The organism is Streptomyces sp. RKND-216, from assembly GCF_004795255.1.
GTDB lineage: Bacteria > Actinomycetota > Actinomycetes > Streptomycetales > Streptomycetaceae > Streptomyces > Streptomyces hazeniae.
The window spans coordinates 2,294,647-2,312,555 of the sequence record NZ_SSBQ01000002.1 but is presented as its reverse complement, the minus strand read 5'-3'; the positions used below and the strand labels follow the sequence as shown (position 1 = coordinate 2,312,555).

The 17,909-nt window shown below is 72.4% G+C and carries 15 protein-coding genes; 7 read left to right on the top strand and 8 right to left on the bottom strand.

Features of this window, described 5'->3' with window-relative positions:
* The first annotated feature begins 129 nt into the window (after positions 1-129).
* The 5 genes from E4198_RS10175 (at position 130) to E4198_RS10155 (ending at position 5,688) form a co-directional block, all read left to right on the top strand.
* Complete coding sequence (locus E4198_RS10175) at positions 130-1,140, top strand: polyprenyl synthetase family protein (RefSeq protein WP_136182868.1); 1,011 nt, start codon at positions 130-132, stop codon at positions 1,138-1,140.
* A gap of 464 nt (positions 1,141-1,604) precedes the next feature.
* Positions 1,605-2,960 (top strand): DUF2092 domain-containing protein, encoded by a 1,356-nt coding sequence (locus tag E4198_RS10170; RefSeq protein ID WP_136182867.1) that lies wholly within the window; start codon positions 1,605-1,607, stop codon positions 2,958-2,960.
* Positions 2,961-3,064: 104 nt separating this feature from the next.
* Complete coding sequence (locus tag E4198_RS10165; RefSeq protein WP_136182866.1) at positions 3,065-4,102, top strand: ABC transporter ATP-binding protein; 1,038 nt, start codon at positions 3,065-3,067, stop codon at positions 4,100-4,102.
* The gene (locus tag E4198_RS10160) at positions 4,089-4,991 is read left to right on the top strand and encodes an ABC transporter permease (protein ID WP_136182865.1); all 903 of its coding nucleotides are present in this window, start codon (positions 4,089-4,091) and stop codon (positions 4,989-4,991) included. The genes E4198_RS10165 and E4198_RS10160 overlap by 14 nt, the downstream gene beginning before the upstream one ends.
* Positions 4,992-5,181: 190 nt before the next feature.
* The gene (locus E4198_RS10155; protein WP_136182864.1) at positions 5,182-5,688 is read left to right on the top strand and encodes a phospholipase; all 507 of its coding nucleotides are present in this window, start codon (positions 5,182-5,184) and stop codon (positions 5,686-5,688) included.
* A gap of 317 nt (positions 5,689-6,005) precedes the next feature.
* Here the strand turns inward: E4198_RS10155 and E4198_RS10150 are convergent, their stop codons facing one another.
* The 8 genes from E4198_RS10150 to E4198_RS10115 all read right to left on the bottom strand — a co-directional run bounded on the left by E4198_RS10150 (position 6,006) and on the right by E4198_RS10115 (position 16,322).
* Positions 6,006-7,496 carry an FG-GAP and VCBS repeat-containing protein gene (locus tag E4198_RS10150; RefSeq protein ID WP_136182863.1) on the bottom strand — a complete coding sequence of 497 codons (1,491 nt, stop codon included), beginning with the start codon at positions 7,494-7,496 and terminating at the stop codon, positions 6,006-6,008.
* 155 nt (positions 7,497-7,651) lie between these two features.
* Positions 7,652-8,110 carry a MarR family winged helix-turn-helix transcriptional regulator gene (locus E4198_RS10145; RefSeq protein ID WP_136182862.1) on the bottom strand — a complete coding sequence of 153 codons (459 nt, stop codon included), beginning with the start codon at positions 8,108-8,110 and terminating at the stop codon, positions 7,652-7,654.
* Between the two features lie 357 nt (positions 8,111-8,467).
* Positions 8,468-9,481: an EamA family transporter RarD gene (rarD, locus tag E4198_RS10140; RefSeq protein ID WP_136182861.1), complete on the bottom strand. Its 1,014-nt coding sequence runs from the start codon at positions 9,479-9,481 to the stop codon at positions 8,468-8,470.
* Positions 9,482-9,615: 134 nt separating this feature from the next.
* A complete protein-coding gene (locus E4198_RS10135) occupies positions 9,616-10,632 on the bottom strand; it encodes a 2-oxoacid:ferredoxin oxidoreductase subunit beta (RefSeq protein WP_247597893.1) in 1,017 nt (338 codons plus the stop codon).
* A gap of 103 nt (positions 10,633-10,735) precedes the next feature.
* On the bottom strand, positions 10,736-12,685 hold the full coding sequence (locus tag E4198_RS10130) for a 2-oxoacid:acceptor oxidoreductase subunit alpha (protein WP_247597620.1): 1,950 nt from the start codon (positions 12,683-12,685) through the stop codon (positions 10,736-10,738).
* Between the two features lie 145 nt (positions 12,686-12,830).
* On the bottom strand, positions 12,831-13,526 hold the full coding sequence (locus tag E4198_RS10125; RefSeq protein ID WP_136182859.1) for a response regulator transcription factor: 696 nt from the start codon (positions 13,524-13,526) through the stop codon (positions 12,831-12,833).
* Between the two features lie 196 nt (positions 13,527-13,722).
* Positions 13,723-15,129 carry a sensor domain-containing protein gene (locus E4198_RS10120; protein ID WP_136182858.1) on the bottom strand — a complete coding sequence of 469 codons (1,407 nt, stop codon included), beginning with the start codon at positions 15,127-15,129 and terminating at the stop codon, positions 13,723-13,725.
* Positions 15,126-16,322: a sensor histidine kinase gene (locus E4198_RS10115; protein ID WP_210732804.1), complete on the bottom strand. Its 1,197-nt coding sequence runs from the start codon at positions 16,320-16,322 to the stop codon at positions 15,126-15,128. Before E4198_RS10115 ends, E4198_RS10120 begins: the two co-directional genes overlap by 4 nt.
* 405 nt (positions 16,323-16,727) lie before the next feature.
* Here E4198_RS10115 and E4198_RS10110 point away from each other — a divergent pair, with 405 nt between their 5' ends.
* Positions 16,728-17,312: a GNAT family N-acetyltransferase gene (locus tag E4198_RS10110; protein ID WP_136182856.1), complete on the top strand. Its 585-nt coding sequence runs from the start codon at positions 16,728-16,730 to the stop codon at positions 17,310-17,312.
* 222 nt (positions 17,313-17,534) lie between these two features.
* On the top strand, positions 17,535-17,906 hold the full coding sequence (locus tag E4198_RS10105; protein ID WP_027765197.1) for an NADH-quinone oxidoreductase subunit A: 372 nt from the start codon (positions 17,535-17,537) through the stop codon (positions 17,904-17,906).
* Positions 17,907-17,909: the final 3 nt, after the last annotated feature.

Genomic DNA, 17,909 nt, shown 5'->3' with positions numbered 1-17,909 from the left:
GCCGGGTGCGCGGGGGGTACGCGCCGGTCGTGATCGTTCCGCGACCGGCTACGCTGCCCGTGACGGCGGCAACTGCCGCCGCGCCGGTGCGGATGATGCGAACAAGCCGCGTAGACAGGAGTAGCCCTCGTGACCGTCGTCGGGCCCTTCGGGCTGAGCGTGCGGGACACGGCCCTCGAAGCCGATGTCCAGGCGGGGTTGGCGGCCGTCGAAGAGGGCCTCTTCGAGGCCACCAAGAGCGACGTGCCGTTCATAACGGGTGCTGCCCAGCACCTCGTGCGGGCCGGCGGCAAGCGGTTCCGGCCGCTGCTGGTGATGCTCGGGGCGCAGTTCGGCGACCCGCACGCGCCGGGCGTGGTCCCGTCCGCGGTGGTGGTCGAGCTGACCCACCTCGCGACCCTCTACCACGACGACGTGATGGATGAGGCCGCCGTGCGCCGCGGCGTGGCCAGCGCCAACGCGAACTGGGACAACTCCGTCGCCGTGCTCACCGGCGACTTCCTCTTCGCCCGCGCCTCCCAGGTCCTCGCCGACCTCGGCCCGGAGGCCGTACGCATCCAGGCCCAGGCGTTCGAGCGGCTGGTCACCGGCCAGATCCTGGAGACCGCCGGCCCGTCTGCCGGCCAGAACGCCATCGACCACTACCTCGACGTCCTCTCCGGGAAGACGGGTTCGCTGATCGCCGTGGCCTGCCGGTTCGGCGCCATGATGGCCGGGGCCGACGAGCGGACGATCTCCGTCCTCACCCAGTACGGCGAGCGCATCGGCACCGCGTTCCAGCTGGCGGACGACGTGCTGGACATCGCCAGCGACTCCCACGAGTCCGGCAAGACGCCCGGGACGGACCTGCGCGAGGGCATCGCCACGCTGCCCGTGCTGCATCTGCGGGCACTCGCCGAGGGGGGCGGCTCGCCGGAGGACCGTGCCCTGCTGGCGCTGCTCGAGGGCGACCTCGATGACGACGCCCGTCTCGCGGACGCCCTGGCGGGGCTGCGGTCGCACCCGGCGATGGTGCAGGCCCGGCGGGACACCGTGCGGTACGCGGACGAGGCGCGGGCCATGCTGGAGCCCCTGGCGGAGGGACCGGCCAAGGCGGCCCTGTCCGACCTCTGCGCCGCGGTCGTCCACCGCGCGGGCTGAGCGCATCCGCCTGGGGGCCCGCCGTCTCCAAAGCCCTCGCCCTCCGTCGCACGGTCGTGACCGGGACCGGGGTCGGCCCCACCTCCCGCCCGGCGGGGTCGGCGGGACGGCGACCTTCACCACCCCCGGCTGCTCCCTACGCCTCCGCAGCCCTCCTCCGGGCGCGGACGCCCCTGGCGCGGGAGGACCGGTGCCCGTGCTCAGGCCGGAAGGGCGGGGCCCCGGAAACCCGTGGCCCGCACACGCACACGGGACAAGCCGCCCCGTGGGGGTACCCGTCTCCTCCCGTGGGCGTACGGGAACTTGCTCCCCTCGGCGGACGTCCCACCCTCAGTGGATCTGGTCGTATGGAGTGACCATCCCGCACCGACTCGGGTGACAATGGCGGCTGGGATGGACCCGTGCGACCGGGCGCGACCCGCATGACCCGCACGACCGCCGCCGACGACGGAGGTAGGGCTCACATGGCACAGATCCAACCGCACAACCCGGCCGACGACGGCAATGGGGAGGACTCCGTACCGGGCGTCCCGGGCACGCGGGGACCACGCCGCAAGGCCGTCCGCTACGGCGTACCGGTCGCCGTCGCGGGCCTCGCCGCGGCGACGATCGGCCTGGTGCCGGCCCTCGCGGACAGCGGCGCCCCCGACCTGCCGAAGATCACCGCCGAGGAGCTGGTGGCCAAGATGGCCGCCTCCGACGTGGACCAGCTGTCCGGGACCGTACGGGTCCAGACCGACCTCGGCCTGCCGGAGCTGCCGGGCGGTCTCGGCGGCGGTGGCGGCGACCAGGGCGGGAGCCCGTTCGGCGGCGGTGACCGCTCCTCGGAGGGCGGCGCCGGACCGCAGCAGGGCGAGGGGGCGGAGGAGAGCCCCGCGGCGCCGACCGCCAAGCTGATGGAGCTGGCCTCCGGCGAGCACACGCTGCGGGTGGCCGCCGACGGCCCCGAGAAGCAGCGCGTCTCCCTCGTGGAGGACGCCGCCGAGTACAGCCTGATCCGCAACGGCGACCAACTGTGGGCCTACGACAGTGCGTCGAACTCCGCGTTCCACGCCGTCGCCCCCGAGGGCGCCGGCGACCACGGAAAGGCCGGCGGGAAGCACGAGCTGCCCGACGGTCTCGCCGACCTCACCCCGAAGGAGGCCGCACAGAAGGCCCTCGACCTCGCGGACGAGTCGACGTCGGTGACCGTGGACGGCACCGCCAAGGTGGCCGGCCGGGACGCGTACCAGCTGGTCGTCGCGCCGAAGGACGCCGCACACTCCACGGTCGGCTCGCTGCGCATCGGCGTGGACGCCGACAACGGCGCGCCGCTCAGCGTCCGGCTGATGCCGGACGAGGGCGGCAAGGCGATCGTCGACGTCGCCTACACCGAGGTCGACTTCGCCCGGCCGGACGCCGGCACCTTCACGTTCGAACCCCCGAAGGGCGCGGACGTCACGGAGGAGAAACTCGACCACGGCGCGAAGGGTTCGCAGAAGCCGAAGGACCTCGACGGGCCGATGAACGGCGCCCGGCCCGAGTTCGGAGGCGGCCTGGAGATGCTGGGCGACGGCTGGGGCACGGTGGCCCGCATCGAAGCGCCCGAGGTGAAGGGCGAGGGCAAGGGCGGCAAGGCTCTGTCCGGCCTCGACGACTTGGGCGACCCGCGCGCGCAGCGGATGCTGGACGGCTTCACCGACAAGGTGAACGGCGACTTCGGGACCGGCCGGGTCTTCGAGACGCGCCTGTTGAACGTCCTGATCACGGACGACGGCACGGTCTACGCCGGTGCCGTCACCAAGGAGGGCCTCGTCGAGGCCGCGAACGAGGCGAAGTAGCACCGGCCCGCGTGCCGCCGCCGGCCCGGCACTCCACGGCCGGCCGGCGGCGGCACGCGGGGCCGACTCACCACACCACTCTCGGGGAAGCGGGCGGAGGCGGGATGGCAGACGCGGCGGGAGCGGCGGAAGCCGCCACGGTCGTCGAGACGACCGGGCTGACCAAGCGTTACCGCGGTGGTCAGCTCGCCGTCGACGGCCTGGACCTCGCCGTGCCGCGCGGGAGCGTCTTCGGCTTCCTGGGGCCGAACGGCTCGGGCAAGACCACGACCATCCGCATGCTGCTCGGCCTCATCGAGCCGACGCGCGGCACCGCACGGCTGCTGGGCGAGCCGATGCCGTCGGCCGCCCGCCGGGTGCTGCCGCGTGTCGGCGCCCTGATCGAGGGCCCGGCGCTGTACGGGTTCCTCTCCGGCCGGGACAACCTGCTGCGGTACGACGCCGCCGACCCGGACGCCGACCCCCGTACGCGGTCCGTGCGGGTGGGGGAGGCGCTGGAGCGCGTCGGTCTCGCCGCGGCGGCCGGCAAGAAGGCGCGGGCGTACTCGTTGGGGATGAAGCAGCGGCTCGGCCTCGCCGCCGCCCTGCTCCAGCCGCGCGAGCTGCTGGTGCTGGACGAGCCGACCAACGGCCTGGACCCGCAGGGCATGCGGGAGATCCGTGCCCTGGTCCGCGAACTGGCCGCCGACGGCATCACCGTCTTCCTCTCCTCCCATCTGCTGGACGAGATCGAGCAGGTGTGCACGCACACCGCCGTGATGCACCGGGGCCGGCTCGTCACGCAGGGCACGGTCGCCGAGATGTCGGCAGGCGTACGCGGCCGGCTGGCCGTCGGCACCCCGGACACCGCGGAGGCCGCCCGTCTCCTGAAGGAGCACGGGGTCACGGACGTCACGGTCGAGGAGAACCGGGTCACCGGTGAACTGCCGGTATCGGCACCGGCGCACGGCGACGCCGGAGCCGACGGGGCCGCGCCCGGCGCGGGCGCGGGAGCCCGGGAAGGGGACCCGCTCGACCTCGCCGCCCTCAACGCGGCACTGGTCCGTGCGGGCGTACGCGTCCGGGCCTTCGGTCAGGAGAACGCCTCGCTGGAGGACGCGTTCGTCGCACTCACCGGGGAGGGCTTCGATGTCGCAGACTGAACTCACCCGGGGAGGCGGGCCGAGGTCGGCCGCCCCGACGCCCGGCCGGCGGCTGCTGCGGCCGTCCGGTCTGCTCCGCAGCGAGATCGTCCTCACCTTCCGCCGCTGGCGGACCCTGGCCCTGCTCGGCGTGCTCGTCGCCGTACCCGCGCTGGTGGGTATCGCGGTGAAGATCGAGACGGGCGACGACGGTTCGGGCGGCGGAAGCGGCGGGGGCGGACCGGCGTTCATCACCCAGGTCACCAACAACGGCCTCTTCCTGGTCTTCACGGCGCTGGCAGCCACCCTGCCGTTCTTCCTGCCGATGGCGGTCGGCGTGATCGCCGGCGACTCCGTCGCGGGTGAGGCCGGCGCGGGGACGCTGCGGTACCTGCTCGTCGCCCCGGCGGGCCGTACCCGTTTGCTGCTGGCCAAGTTCGTCTCGGTGGCGGTGTTCTGCATCGCGGCGACACTCGTGGTGGCGCTCTCCGCGCTGGCGGTGGGCGCGCTGCTGTTCCCGCTCGGCGATGTGACGCTGCTGTCCGGCACCTCCGTACCGCTGGCCCAGGGACTGCTGCGGGCGCTGGCCATCGCGCTCGTGGTCGCGGCGTCGCTGCTCGGCCTGGCGGCGATCGGCCTGTTCGTCTCGACCCTGACCAACAGCGGCATCGCGGCGATGGCGACGACCGTGGGTCTGCTGATCACCGTGCAGATCCTGGACCAGATCCCGCAGTTGGACGCCGTGCACCCCTACCTCTTCCCGCACCACTGGCTGTCCTTCGCGGACCTCCTGCGCGACCCCGTCCTGTGGGAGCCGGTGTGGCGGAACCTCGGCCTCCAGGCCCTGTACGTCGCGGTGTTCGGCTCCGCGGCGTGGGCCCGTTTCACCGCGCGCGACGTCACCGCCTGAGCTCCCGGCGGAACGCGGCGGATCGCGGGGGAGTGGCCTGCGTCACCCATCCGACCTGCGGTGTCAGTGTGTTGACGGCGATGTGACAGTGCGGCCGTGGACACTGGCCGGGCTTCTCCGCACACCGGGAGAAGCGTGACTCCCTTCGTCCGCGGTCTCATCGGGCCGCCTTCCCCCCTCGGAGGAACGGATGCGTCGTCGGTCCATCTTTGGCATGTCCGTGGCAACGAGTGCTGCCGCCGTGCTCGCTCTCGCCGCGCCCGCCAATGCGGCCACCAAGCTCCAGCTCATGTCGGACTGGAGCCAGACCAGCTCGTCCAGCTCGTCCGCGTTCCACAGCGCCCGGGCGAACCAGGGCTCGTACGCCCAGTACGGCTTCGACTGGGGCACCGACAAGTGCAGCAGCTCGCCGGACAACCCGTTCGGCTTCCCGTTCGAGAACTCGTGCATCCGTCATGACTTCGGCTACCGCAACTACAAGGCCGAGGGCCAGTTCGACGCCAACAAGTCGCGTATCGACAGCGCCTTCTACGAGGACCTGAAGCGCGTCTGCAACGGCTACTCCGGGGCTACGAAGGCTTCCTGCAACGCCACCGCGTGGACCTACTACCAGGCCGTGTCGATCTTCGGCATCTCCGCCGCCGACGCCCCGCAGTACGCCGACAAGGTGCCCGCCGCGGTCGCCGAGGCCCACTGACGCCGCACGCGTCCCGAAGCCCGGCCCGCCGCACCCCCACACGGCGCGCCGGGCTTCGGCGTGCCCCGGCCGCATCCGGCCCGCCGCCACCGTCCGCGCCACCTTTCGTCTCCGACCGTCTGCCGAATCGCCTGTCGGACCCGCCTGACAAACAGAGCGGCATTCGCCACGGGGTACGAATGGAGACACGAGCGCGCCCACTGGCGCTCCGTGATGGATGCCGTCACCGGCGCCCTCACTGGCTGAACCGTTCCCCGGAACGGCGACGGCCCGCCGCGCGGATGCACGCGGGCGGGCCGTTCAGGAGCCGTGCGGTGTCACTCGTACTGCCACAGCGGCCCGTACGAGGTACCGGACAGCCGCAGGCCGAGCCCCGCCTCCGGCACCGAGCCGCCGAGCACCGCCGGGCCGAACGACCGCACCCCGTCGGTCGTCACACCCGCCGGGCTGCCGGGGAAGGACCAGACGGCGCCGCTGCCGTCGTTCTCGTCCGGCGCGGTGACGGCCAGGTCCGCGAAGCCGTCGCCGTCGAAGTCCCGCAGCCGCACCGCACCCCCGAACCGGTCGTCGGCCTCCGCCGCGCCGGGCACACCGGCGAAGCTCTGGCTCATCGCCTGTGCCCCTTTGCCGCTCAAACCCTCCGGTCCGCCCTTGAGCACAACGAACGAGCCTGCGGAGCCCAGGTTGCCGATGTCCTCGTAGGGCACCCCCGCCGCGAGGTCGGCGAAGCCGTCGCCGTCCACGTCGCCGGCGGTCAGGGTGCCGCCGAACTGGTCCCCCTCCTCGTCCGCGCCGGGCACGCCCGGGGTCGCCTGGGTGAAGGACGCGGTGCGCGCGCCCGGCCCGTCGGGGCCGCCGTACATCACCTTCACGGTGCCGGCGTCCCAGGGCAGGTTCTCCACCACACCGCCCGGCACCTCGCGGTAGGCCAGGTCGCCGTAGCCGTCACCGTCGAAGTCGGCGACGTCGCCGGTCGCTCCCTTGGGGAGCCGACGCTCGTACGTCAGCCCGTCCGGGCCGCCCGAAAAGAGCTCGCCCGGTTCGGCCATCTCCTCGAACGAACGGAAGGCTGCCACGTCGTCGGCGCCGTCGCCGTTCATGTCCCCCGCGACGATGCTGAGCGCGCCCTCCAGCTCCACCTGCTGCTCGCGCGCCCACCGCCCGTCCCGGCCGAACGGCCCGTGCAGCACGCTGTAGCCGTCCCCGGCGCGGTAGGTCAGCAGGTCGGCGTGGCCGTCGCCGTCGAAGTCGCCGCCCGTCAGGTGGGTGCCGACGCCCCAGTCGCCCTCCTCCGCGGCGATCAGCACCGCGCCCTCGCCGGTGACACCGTCCGAAGACCCCCAGAGCAGGGTCACGGAGCCGCCCCCGCGCGGGTCCACGCTGGTCTCCCCCGTGCTCGAAACGGCGAGGTCGGTGTACCCGTCGCCGTCCAGGTCGCGCGCTTTGAGGGCCGCGCCGAACCAGTCACCCGTCTCCGGTTCGCCGGGGACACCGGGCGTGGCCTGGTCGATCACCGTCGCCGTGGCCGGGTCCGGGCCCGTGGCCGACCCGTACACCACGGCGACGTACCCGGTGTTCTCCGCGTGACGAAGGGCCGCCACGGCGAGGTCCTCGAAGCCGTCCCCGTTGAAGTCCTCGCGCACGTCCCGGGACGGTGCGGACCCCGTCGCGGGAACCGAGGGGCCCGGATCGGCCGCAGGACCCCCGGGCCGGGCGGGCGCGGCCTGCACCGGCTGGAAGCCGGCTGTGGCGGCCAGTACCGCGACGGCGCACGCGAGGCCGCGCGCGGCGGTGTGACGACGGGACATGCGTTCTCCTCGGAGTCGGGGCCCGGCTGGTCAGTCCGGGCGTGTGCCCATCCGTAACCACCTGGACCCACGGCGGCCCGCCCCGGTTGTACGCCGCCCGCCCCGCCCGAAGCGTCATACCCCCTTCGCGCCTCCACCCCTGGGGTGGCCGCACGCTAGTGGTGCCAAGCGTGTCCGCCCGTGTTGCGGATGAACCGCTGCAACACCTTGAGGGTGGTCAGGTACTCCTCGTCGGAGATCCCCGCGTGCCGTTCCGCCCAGAGTTCGCCCTGCAGGGCGGCGGCCTCGTCGAAGAACGTCCGGCCCTCAGCCGTGATGCCCAGCCGCCCCTCCGCATCCTCCGTGATCCAGCCCTGGGTGATGATCGTGTCGATCTCCGAGTCCATGGCCTCCCGGCCGGTGTCGAGGTACCCCCGGAGGAGGCTGGACACCTCGTCACGAGTCTTTGCGGCTTCGGCGTTCGCCACCTGCGCGAGGGCCCACCACTGCGGCTGGGTGATACCGATCCCGGCCAGAGCGGCCCGGGTGCGCGCGATGACGGCCTTGTGGGCCGCCCAACTCCAGTAGCCGATGGGCTGCTTGATCAGGTCGGTGTCGCTGTGTGAGTACTCCATGAGATCGACCGTAGAAGTTCAATATGACTTCAAGTCAAGCCTCACTTCCCCACCCTTCCCAGCGACGAGGTCGGGGCCTGGCCACGCCCAGCCCCCCGTCCCCTCCCTCTCAAGGGCGCGGGGTGGGCGGGGAGCCGTGACGGACATGAGGGGGCGTGGGCGGAGGGCAGGGCCGATGCGCCCGGAAACACTTGCCCGTGATGTGTGGGCCGCGAAGTAAGAGTCGTGCCCAACGTTCGCCGAGAACGCGGCCCGTAAATCATGGGTTTCCGGGTCGTCGGCCCGGACCGCAGCCCACGCCCCCGACCCACACCCACACACACCAGCCACCGGGAACAACCCCACCCGGCCCCGGCGTCAGCCCCGCCCCGGGCCCCGCCCCTCGCCGCAGGCCGCAAGCGGCTCCGCCCCCGCCGCCTGCCGCGCGGCCCTCGCACCCGCACCCGCACCCGCACCCGCGCCGCGCACCTCGCGCAGCGCCCGCCGCCCCCGGCGGGCGGCCCGCAGCGCGTCCCAGGTGAGCAGGGCGAGCGCGGCCCACACCAGCAGGAAGCCGGTCAGCCGCTCCGGCGGCATCGGCTCGTGGAACAGGGTCACCCCGAGCACGAACATGAACGCCGGCGCCATGTACTGCAGCAGCCCGATCGTGGACAGCGGCAGGCGAACGGCCGCGTTGCCGAAGAGGATCAGGGGCACGGCGGTGGCCAGTCCGGAGAGCGCGAGGAGCGCGGCGTGGCCGGGGCCCTCCGTGGTGAAGCTGGCCTGGCCCTGGGCGGCGAGGTAGATCAGGAAGCCGAGGGCGGGCAGGAACTGCAGGGCCGTCTCGGCGCTGAAGCTCTCCACTCCCTCCAGTTTCACGTGCTTCTTGACCAGCCCGTAGGTGGCGAAGCTGAATGCCATGGCGATGGACAGCCACGGCACCTGGCCGTAGCCGACGGAGAGCGCGCCCACGGCGATCGCGCCGATGCCGACGGCCGTCCACTGGGCGGGACGCAGGCGTTCACGGAGCAGGAGGACGCCGAAGGCGATGGAGACCAGCGGGTTGATGAAGTAGCCCAGCGAGGCCTCCAGGACGCGCTCCTGGGTGACCGACCAGATGAACATGCCCCAGTTCAGGGAGATGAAGATCGCGGCGAGCAGCAGCAGTCCCAGCGTGCGGGGCTGCCGCACCAGGGCGCGTATCCACGTCCAGCGGCGCAGCGCGGCGAGCAGCAGCAGCGCGGTGGGCAGCGACCACACCATGCGGTGCGCGAGCACTTCCGTCGCGCCGGTGGACTTGAGGAGGTGCCAGTAGAGCGGAAGGAGCCCCCACAGGCCGTACGCGGCGATTCCGTAGACCAGACCGCCGCGGGTCTCGCTCGACGACGACATGGGCACACCTCCGGAAGAAACGATTCGTCGAAGGTAACGCCGAGGGACCCCGCCTGTCATTCCCGTTTTCGCTTAACGGTCATGACGTGCGAGGTCCCGTCGAGACTGCGGAACCGTGCGGCCCGTCGGCCCGTTCAGCCGACGACCGTCCAGGTGTCCCTGCCGGCGAGCAGTGCACCGAGGTCGCCCTTGCCGTTCTGTTCCACGGCGGCCTCCAACTGCTCCTCCATCTCCTGTTCGTAGACCGGCCGGCGCACGTTGCGGAGCACGCCGATCGGCGTGTGGTGCAGCGTGTCCGGGTCGGCCAGCCGGGAGAGGGCGAAGGCCGTGGTGGGCGATTCGGCGTGTGCGTCGTGCACCAGCACGCCGTCGGTGCCCGCCTCGGTGACGTCCACGATCTGCAGGTCGCCGGTCGCAGGGTCGCGCACGACGCCCTTCGCGCCCAGGCCGTCCTCCGCCGGGGCGCCGAACCGGATCGGCTGTCCGTGCTCGAGCCGGATCACCGCCTCCAGCGCCTGCTTCTTGTCCTTCAGCACCTCGAAGGCGCCGTCGTTGAAGATGTTGCAGTTCTGGTAGATCTCCACCAGGGCGGTGCCCGGGTGGTCGGCGGCCTGCCGCAGCACCTCGGTGAGGTGCTTGCGGTCGGAGTCGACCGTGCGGGCCACGAACGACGCCTCGGCGCCGATCGCCAGCGACACCGGGTTGAACGGCGCCTCCAGCGAGCCCATCGGGGTCGACTTGGTGATCTTCCCGGCCTCGGAGGTCGGGCTGTACTGCCCCTTGGTCAGACCGTAGATGCGGTTGTTGAACAGCAGGATCTTGAGGTTCACGTTGCGGCGCAGCGCGTGGATGAGGTGGTTGCCGCCGATGGACAGCGCGTCGCCGTCACCGGTGACGACCCATACCGACAGGTCGCGCCGCGCGGCCGCGAGACCCGTGGCGATGGCCGGAGCGCGGCCGTGGATGGAGTGCATCCCGTAGGTGTTCATGTAGTACGGGAAGCGCGAGGAGCAGCCGATGCCGGAGACGAAGCAGATGTTCTCCTTCGCCAGCCCCAGCTCCGGCATGAATCCCTGCACGGCGGCGAGCACGGCGTAGTCACCGCAGCCGGGGCACCAGCGGACCTCCTGGTCGGACTTGAAGTCCTTCATGGACTGCTTGCCCTCGGCCTTCGGCACCAGGGAGAGCAGGGGGTTACCGGGGTGGCTCCCCTGGTGGTTCTCCCCCGCCTCCGGGACCGCGGTGAGCTGCTGCTCAGGCATTTCCGATGGCCTCCTTGAAGAAGTCCGCCAGCTGTTCGGCCTTGAACGGCAGGCCGCGGACCTGGGTGTAGGACTGCGCGTCGACCAGGTACTTCGCGCGGAGCAGGGCGGTGAGCTGTCCGAGGTTCATCTCGGGGACGATCACCTTGTCGTACCGCCGCAAGACCTCGCCGAGGTTCTTCGGGAAGGGGTTGAGGTACCGCAGGTGGGCCTGCGCGATCCGGCCCTCGTCCCGCCGCACGCGCCGCACGCCGGCGGTGATGGGGCCGTACGTCGAGCCCCAGCCGAGCACCAGCACGCGCGCCGGACCGTCGGTGGCGTCGGTCGTCGGGTCGTCCACGACCAGGTCGGGGACCTCGACGCCGTCCACCTTGGCCTGGCGGGTGCGCACCATGCGGTCGTGGTTCTCGGGGTCGTAGGAGATGTTGCCGGAGCCGTCGGCCTTCTCGATGCCGCCGATCCGGTGCTCCAGACCGGGCGTTCCGGGCACCGCCCACGGGCGGGCGAGCGTGTGCGGGTCGCGCTTGTATGGCCAGAACACCTCAGTGCCGTCCGCCAGCTCGTGGTTCGGCGTGGTGGCGAACTGGGTGCGCAGGTCCGGGAGCTCGTCCGGCTCCGGCACCCGCCACGGCTCGGAGCCGTTGGCGAGGTAGCCGTCGGACAGCAGGAAGACCGGGGTCCGGTAGGTCAGCGCGATGCGCGCCGCGTCCAGCGCCGCGGTGAAGCAGTCGGCCGGCGTCGCGGGGGCGACGATCGGCACCGGCGCCTCGCCGTTCCGCCCGTACATGGCCTGGAGCAGGTCGGCCTGCTCGGTCTTGGTCGGCAGACCCGTCGAGGGCCCGCCACGCTGCACGTCCACGATCAGCAGCGGCAGCTCCAGCGACACCGCGAGGCCGATCGTCTCGGACTTCAGTGCCACACCGGGGCCGGAGGTGGTGGTCACGCCCAGCGAACCGCCGAACGCCGCACCCAGGGCCGCGCCGATCGCGGCGATCTCGTCCTCGGCCTGGAAGGTGCGCACGCCGAAGTTCTTGTGCTTGGACAGCTCGTGCAGAAGGTCCGAGGCCGGGGTGATCGGGTATGAGCCCAGGAACAGCGGAAGGTCCGCCTGCTGAGACGCGGCGACCAGTCCGTAGGACAGTGCCAGGTTCCCGGAGATGTTCCGGTAGGTGCCCGCCGGGAACGCCGAGGTCGCCGGGGCCACCTCGTAGGAGACCGCGAAGTCCTCGGTGGTCTCGCCGAAGTTCCAGCCCGCGCGGAACGCGGCGACGTTCGCCTCTGCCAGATCCGGCCGCTTGGCGAACTTGGTGCGCAGGAACTTCTCGGTCGACTCCGTCGGCCGGTGGTACATCCAGGACAGCAGCCCGAGCGCGAACATGTTCTTCGAGCGACCGGCGTCCTTGCGCGACAGGTCGTAGCTCTTCAGCGCCTCGACGGTGAGCGTGGTCAGCGGCACCGGGTGCACGCTGTACCCGTCCATCGAGCCGTCCTCCAGCGGCGAGGCCTCGTAGCCGACCTTCGCCATCGCGCGCTTGGTGAACTCGTCGGTGTTGACGATCACCTCCGCACCGCGCGGCACGTCGCCGAGGTTTGCCTTCAGTGCCGCCGGGTTCATCGCGACCAGCACGTTCGGCGCATCGCCCGGGGTGAGGATGTCGTGGTCCGCGAAGTGCAGCTGGAAGCTGGAGACGCCCGGCAGGGTGCCGGCGGGGGCGCGGATCTCGGCGGGGAAGTTCGGGAGCGTGGAGAGGTCGTTGCCGAACGAGGCGGTCTCCGAGGTGAACCGGTCACCCGTGAGCTGCATGCCGTCGCCGGAGTCACCCGCGAACCGGATGATCACCCGGTCCAGTCGGCGGACCTCCTTCACGGTCTCCGCCCCGGCCGGGGACGGCTGTCCGGCGCCGGTCTCTGCGCCGGCTGGACTGTTGACCTGACTGGTCACGGATTCGGACCTCCCTCGAGGCTGCGGCTCGTCGACATCGTACGTGGGTAAGGTTCGCCTTCCTTGCCCCGGCCACATAGTGGAACGGATTCTGAGACAAACAACAGATTTACCGGGAACGGGATTCCCCAGCGCCCTTTCTGACCTAGGAATTCAGGTAACGGAGAACCGCCAGCACCCTCCGGTGATCTCCGTCACTCGGGGAGAGCCCGAGCTTCATGAAGATGTTGCTGACGTGCTTCTCCACCGCGCCGTGGCTGACGACGAGCTGCGCGGCGACCGCCGAGTTCGTCCGCCCCTCCGCCATCAGGCCCAGCACCTCGCGCTCCCGCGGCGTCAGCCCGGCAAGCGCGTCCTGCTTGCGGCTGCGGCCCAGGAGCTGCGCCACCACCTCCGGGTCCAGCGCCGTGCCGCCCCGCGCCACCCGCACGACCGCGTCGACGAACTCGCGGACGTCCGCCACCCGGTCCTTCAGGAGATAGCCCACCCCGTGACTGGAGCCGGCCAGCAGCTCGGTCGCGTACTGCTCCTCCACGTACTGCGACAGCACCAGCACCCCCAGATCCGGGTACGCCCGGCGCAGCGCCACCGCCGCCCGCACACCCTCGTCGGTATGCGTCGGCGGCATCCGCACGTCCGCCACCACCACGTCCGGCAGCCCGCCGGACCCGCTCCCGCCCCCGGAACCGTCGGAGGCCAGCTCGTCGATCGTCTTGACCAGCGCTTCCGCGTCGCCGACGCCCGCGACCACCTCGTGGCCACGGTCGGTGAGCAGTCGGGTCAGCCCCTCCCGCAGCAGCACCGAGTCCTCGGCGATGACGACACGCACCCTGTCCTCCATGTGGCTCCCCGGCCCCCACCCGCGCCGGGCGCATCCCGGCGCTCCCAGTATCCCAGCGGGCCTCCTCGCCGGGGGGACGCCGCCGTGCTCCGGAAGGGTTGCGCGGCGGCGCACGCGGCGCACGAGGGAGCGGGCCGCGCGCTACGGCACCACACGTGGCCGCACGGGGCGCGGGCAACGTGCCCCGCAGAGCGCCTCAGCGGGGCGCCGGGTCCGGGTCCCGCCACGGCAGCTCGGCGGTGATGGTGGTCGGTCCGCCCGTGGGGGAGTCGACGACGAGCAGTCCGTCGACGGCGTCCAGCCGTTCCGCCAGCCCCGCCAGCCCGGACCCGGGGGACGCCTGTGCGCCGCCCCTGCCGTCGTCGGTCACCTGGAGCAGCAGCCGGTCCGCCGTGCACCACACGTCGACGACCGCGTGCTCGGCGCCAGCGTGCTTTCCGATGTTCTGCAGGAGTTCCGACACTGTGAAGTAGGTGATCCCCTCGATCGCCGGTGCGGGGCGGGCCGCACCGAGGTCCACCGTGAGGGTGACGGGGACGGTGCAGCGTCGGGAGAGGGTGGTGAGGGCGGGGCCGAGGCCGCGGTCGGTGAGGATGGCGGGGTGGATGCCGCGGGCGAGGTCGCGGAGTTCGGTGAGGGCGAGTTTCACCTCTCCGTGGGCGTCGTCGACCATGCGGGCGGCGGCTTCGGGGTCTTCGAGGAGTTTCTCCTTGGCGAGGCCGAGTTCCATGGCGAGGGAGACCAGGCGGGCCTGGGCGCCGTCGTGCAGGTCGCGTTCGATGCGGCGCAGGTCGGCGGCGGCGGTGTCGACCACCACCCCCCGGTCCGACTCCAGCTCCCGCACCCGGGTCGTCAGCCGGGAGGGTCCCAGGAGCCCGTGCACGGCGAGCCGGTCGACCGTCGTCAGCCCCCGGACCAGCCACGGCGTGGCCAGTACCACGAGCAGACCGGCCGTGCATGCCATCACCAGATCGGTCGGCGTCTCCACGTACCCGTTCTCGCCGGGGCGGGCCTCCCACATCTGGAGGCCCGGCTGGTCGGTGAAGGTGGGGAACACCCAGTGCCAGGCCGGATAGAGGAACGCCGTCCAGCCGGTGGCGAGGAGACTCACCGTCAGGGAGAAGGTGAACACCGCCCACGGGAAGTGCAGCAGTGCGTACAGCATGCTCCGCCACGACACCCCGCTCCGCAGCACCGCACCCATCAGCGCCACCGCGCCCGGTTTGCGCTGCGCAGTCCGCACGGGTTCCGGCTCGTCGACCCTTATGCCCAGCAGCGCCCGGGCGCGGGCCCGCTCCAGCCGCCCCAGCGCCCGGCAGCCGGCCAGGCCCGCGGCCAGCACCGGCACACCGAGGAACGTGACCAGCAGCCCCGCGCCGGCGGACAGCATCGCCACGGCGAACGCGAAGGCGAACGGCGCCACGACCATGCCGGTCGCGACGTACCCGTACTCCCGCCATGCACGGCCGGAGACCGGTGCGAGCAGCAGCCGGGCCAGCGGCCCGCGACGGGCTGCGGCGGCGCCGCGGCCGGCGGCCGACGGAACAGCGGTGTACGTCATGGTCGTCGCCCTCTCCTCGGACTCCTCGGACCGGGTCGTCATCGACCCGCGCGCTCCCGTGCGCGCCACGGCAGCTCGGCGGTGACGGTGGTCGGCCCGCCCGTGGGGGAGTCGACGACGAGCAGTCCGTCGACGGCGTTCAGCCGTTCCGCCAGCCCGTCCAGCCCGGACCCGGGCCGGGCGCCCGCGCCGCCCTTCCCGTCGTCGGTGACCTGGAGCATCAGCCGCCCGGCCGACCGCCACACCTCCACCGCGGCCTTCCGGGCGCCGCTGTGCTTGCTGACGTTCTGGAGCAGCTCGGAGACGGTGAAGTACGCGATGCCCTCGATCGCGGGCGCGGGCCGTTCGCTCAGGTCGGCGGTCACGGTGACAGGGACGGTGCAGCGTCGGGAGAGGGTGGTGAGGGCGGGGCCGAGGCCGCGGTCGGTGAGGATGGCGGGGTGGATGCCGCGGGCGAGGTCGCGCAGCTCCTGGAGGGCCAGCTTCACCTCGCCGTGAGCCTCGCCGACCATTTTCGCTGCCGCCTCGGGGTCCTCCAGAAGCTTCTCCCTGGCGAGGCCGAGTTCCATGGCGAGGGAGACCAGGCGGGCCTGGGCGCCGTCGTGCAGGTCGCGTTCGATGCGGCGCAGGTCGGCGGCGGCGGTGTCGACCACCACCCCCCGGTCCGACTCGAGTTCGGCGATCCGCCGCTCCAGCTCGTCCGACGGCGACAGCAGTGCCCGCGCCATCGCCCGGTCCACGTTCGTCAGCCCCCGCGCCACCCACGGCAGCGCAGGCCACGCCACGAACAGGCTCACCAACGCCACCGTGAAGGTGAGAATCCCCCACGGCAGACGGATCAGGCCGTACAGCGAACCGCGCCACGCCACCGGGTCCTTGAGCCGTGCCCACAGCCACGCGAAGAAGCCCTTCTCGCGGGTGCGCAACGGACTCGGCTCGTCGATCCGCACGCGCAGCAGCGCGCGCACCCTCCGCCGCTCGATCCTTCCCAGCCCCCGGCACCCCAGCAGCCCCAGAGCCAGCAGTGGCAGGCCGACGACGGTGAACGACAGCACGGCGCTGACGTACAGCGCGGCCGCCACGTACACGAAGCCGACGACGTCCACCGGCATGTTGCTCAGCAGGTGGGCGATCTCCCGCCACGTCTGCGCGCTCAGCGGCGCGCGCGGTGCGGGCAGGGGCGCGTCGGCCGCTCTGGCCGGCTGCTCGCCCGGCTGCGGATCCCTCACGGTCATGCGCCCAGCCTGCCCGGCGCCGGACCCGACCGCCATGGGGCTCCTCGGCGCCCCGGGGTGGGGTTTCCCCCACCCCGGGGCCCGCGGGCGGGGGTATGGGTGGCATGCAGAACGCGTTCTGAGGAAGCGCCGAGCGGCGCGCTCCGGCGGCTGAGTCGAGCCCCGTCGGAGCACAAAGCAGTCCCCGGGGGTCCGCTGCTGGCACCCTCCGCCTCAGTCGTCGCCGAGGTTCCGGTGTCCACGGGCTCCCGGGGCCCTGAGCCAGAGCCTGCCGAGTGTCTCCTGCCGACGGACGTCTCCGCCGACGGTGCGGCTCTCCGACTTCCTGACCTGTGTCCAGTTTCCTCCTGATTCGTTCCCTCGGTCAAGGGTGATGCCGGACCGACCTGCGGCAGGATGCGGTTCATGCCCTCCCTCGTTCCGCCCGTCCTTCCGCCCGGCACCCTCGCGAAGACCGCGCAGCCCGTGCTCCCCGCTGACGGCGGGCTGACGCTCCGCCCCTGGCAGCCCTCCGATGCCCCCGCGGTGGTGGCGGCGTTCCGGGACCCGGCGATCCAGCAGTGGCACCGCCGCCGTGCCGACTCCGAGGACGAGGCCCGCGACTGGATCGCTCGCTGGCGCGCCACCTGGCATGCGGAGACCGACGCCCACTGGGCCGTCGTCGACACCGCGACCGACGCCCTCGTCGGCCGTGCCGCCCTGCGCTGCCTCGCGCTGAGCGAGGGGCAGGCCGACGCCGGCTACTGGACGCTCCCCGCCGCCCGTGGCCGGGGCGTCGCAGCCCACGCGGTCGCCGCGATGGCCGCCTGGGCCCTCCACGCGGTGGGCTTCCACCGCCTCGAACTCCAGCACTCCGTCGCCAACCTTGCCTCCTGCCGTGTCGCGGCGAAGACGGGCTTCGCCCTCGAAGGCACCCGCCGCTCCGCCCTCCGCCACCCCGACGCCTGGCACGACATGCACCTCCACGCCCGCCTCGCCCCCAACGCCTGAACGCGATGCCGACCGCCGTGCCCGCGCCCGTCCGGATGCGTGCCCGAGCGAGGGGTCACAGCGAGAGCCGGTAGGCGCGCCACCGGCCCCTGGCCGGCGGGCAGTCGAAGGGCAGTTCGTCGTGGACCTCGGGTCCGCCGGCGGAACCCCAGGGGCTAGACTCCCCGCCACGGAACGCCGGACGGAGCGGGCAGAACGAGCAGCAGAGGACGGGCAGCGGACGTGCCGGACTACTTCCACGGCTACGCGGTCGTCGGGCTGGTCGCGGTCGTCGGCGTGCTGTTCGTCGCCGTCGCCTTCACCGCCGGCCGGCTGCTGCGGCCCGTCGTGCCCACGCCGGAGAAGCTGCTGACCTACGAGTGCGGCGTCGACCCGGTCGGCGAGGGCTGGGCGCACACTCAGGTCCGGTACTACGTGTACGCGTTCCTGTACGTGATCTTCGCGGTCGACTCGATCTTCCTCTTCCCCTGGGCGACGGTCTTCGCCGATCCCGGGTACGGGGGAGTCACACTGGTGGAGATGTTCGTCTTCCTCGGGTTCCTGACCGTGGGCCTGCTCTACGCGTGGAAGAAGGGCGTCCTGGAATGGACGTGACGC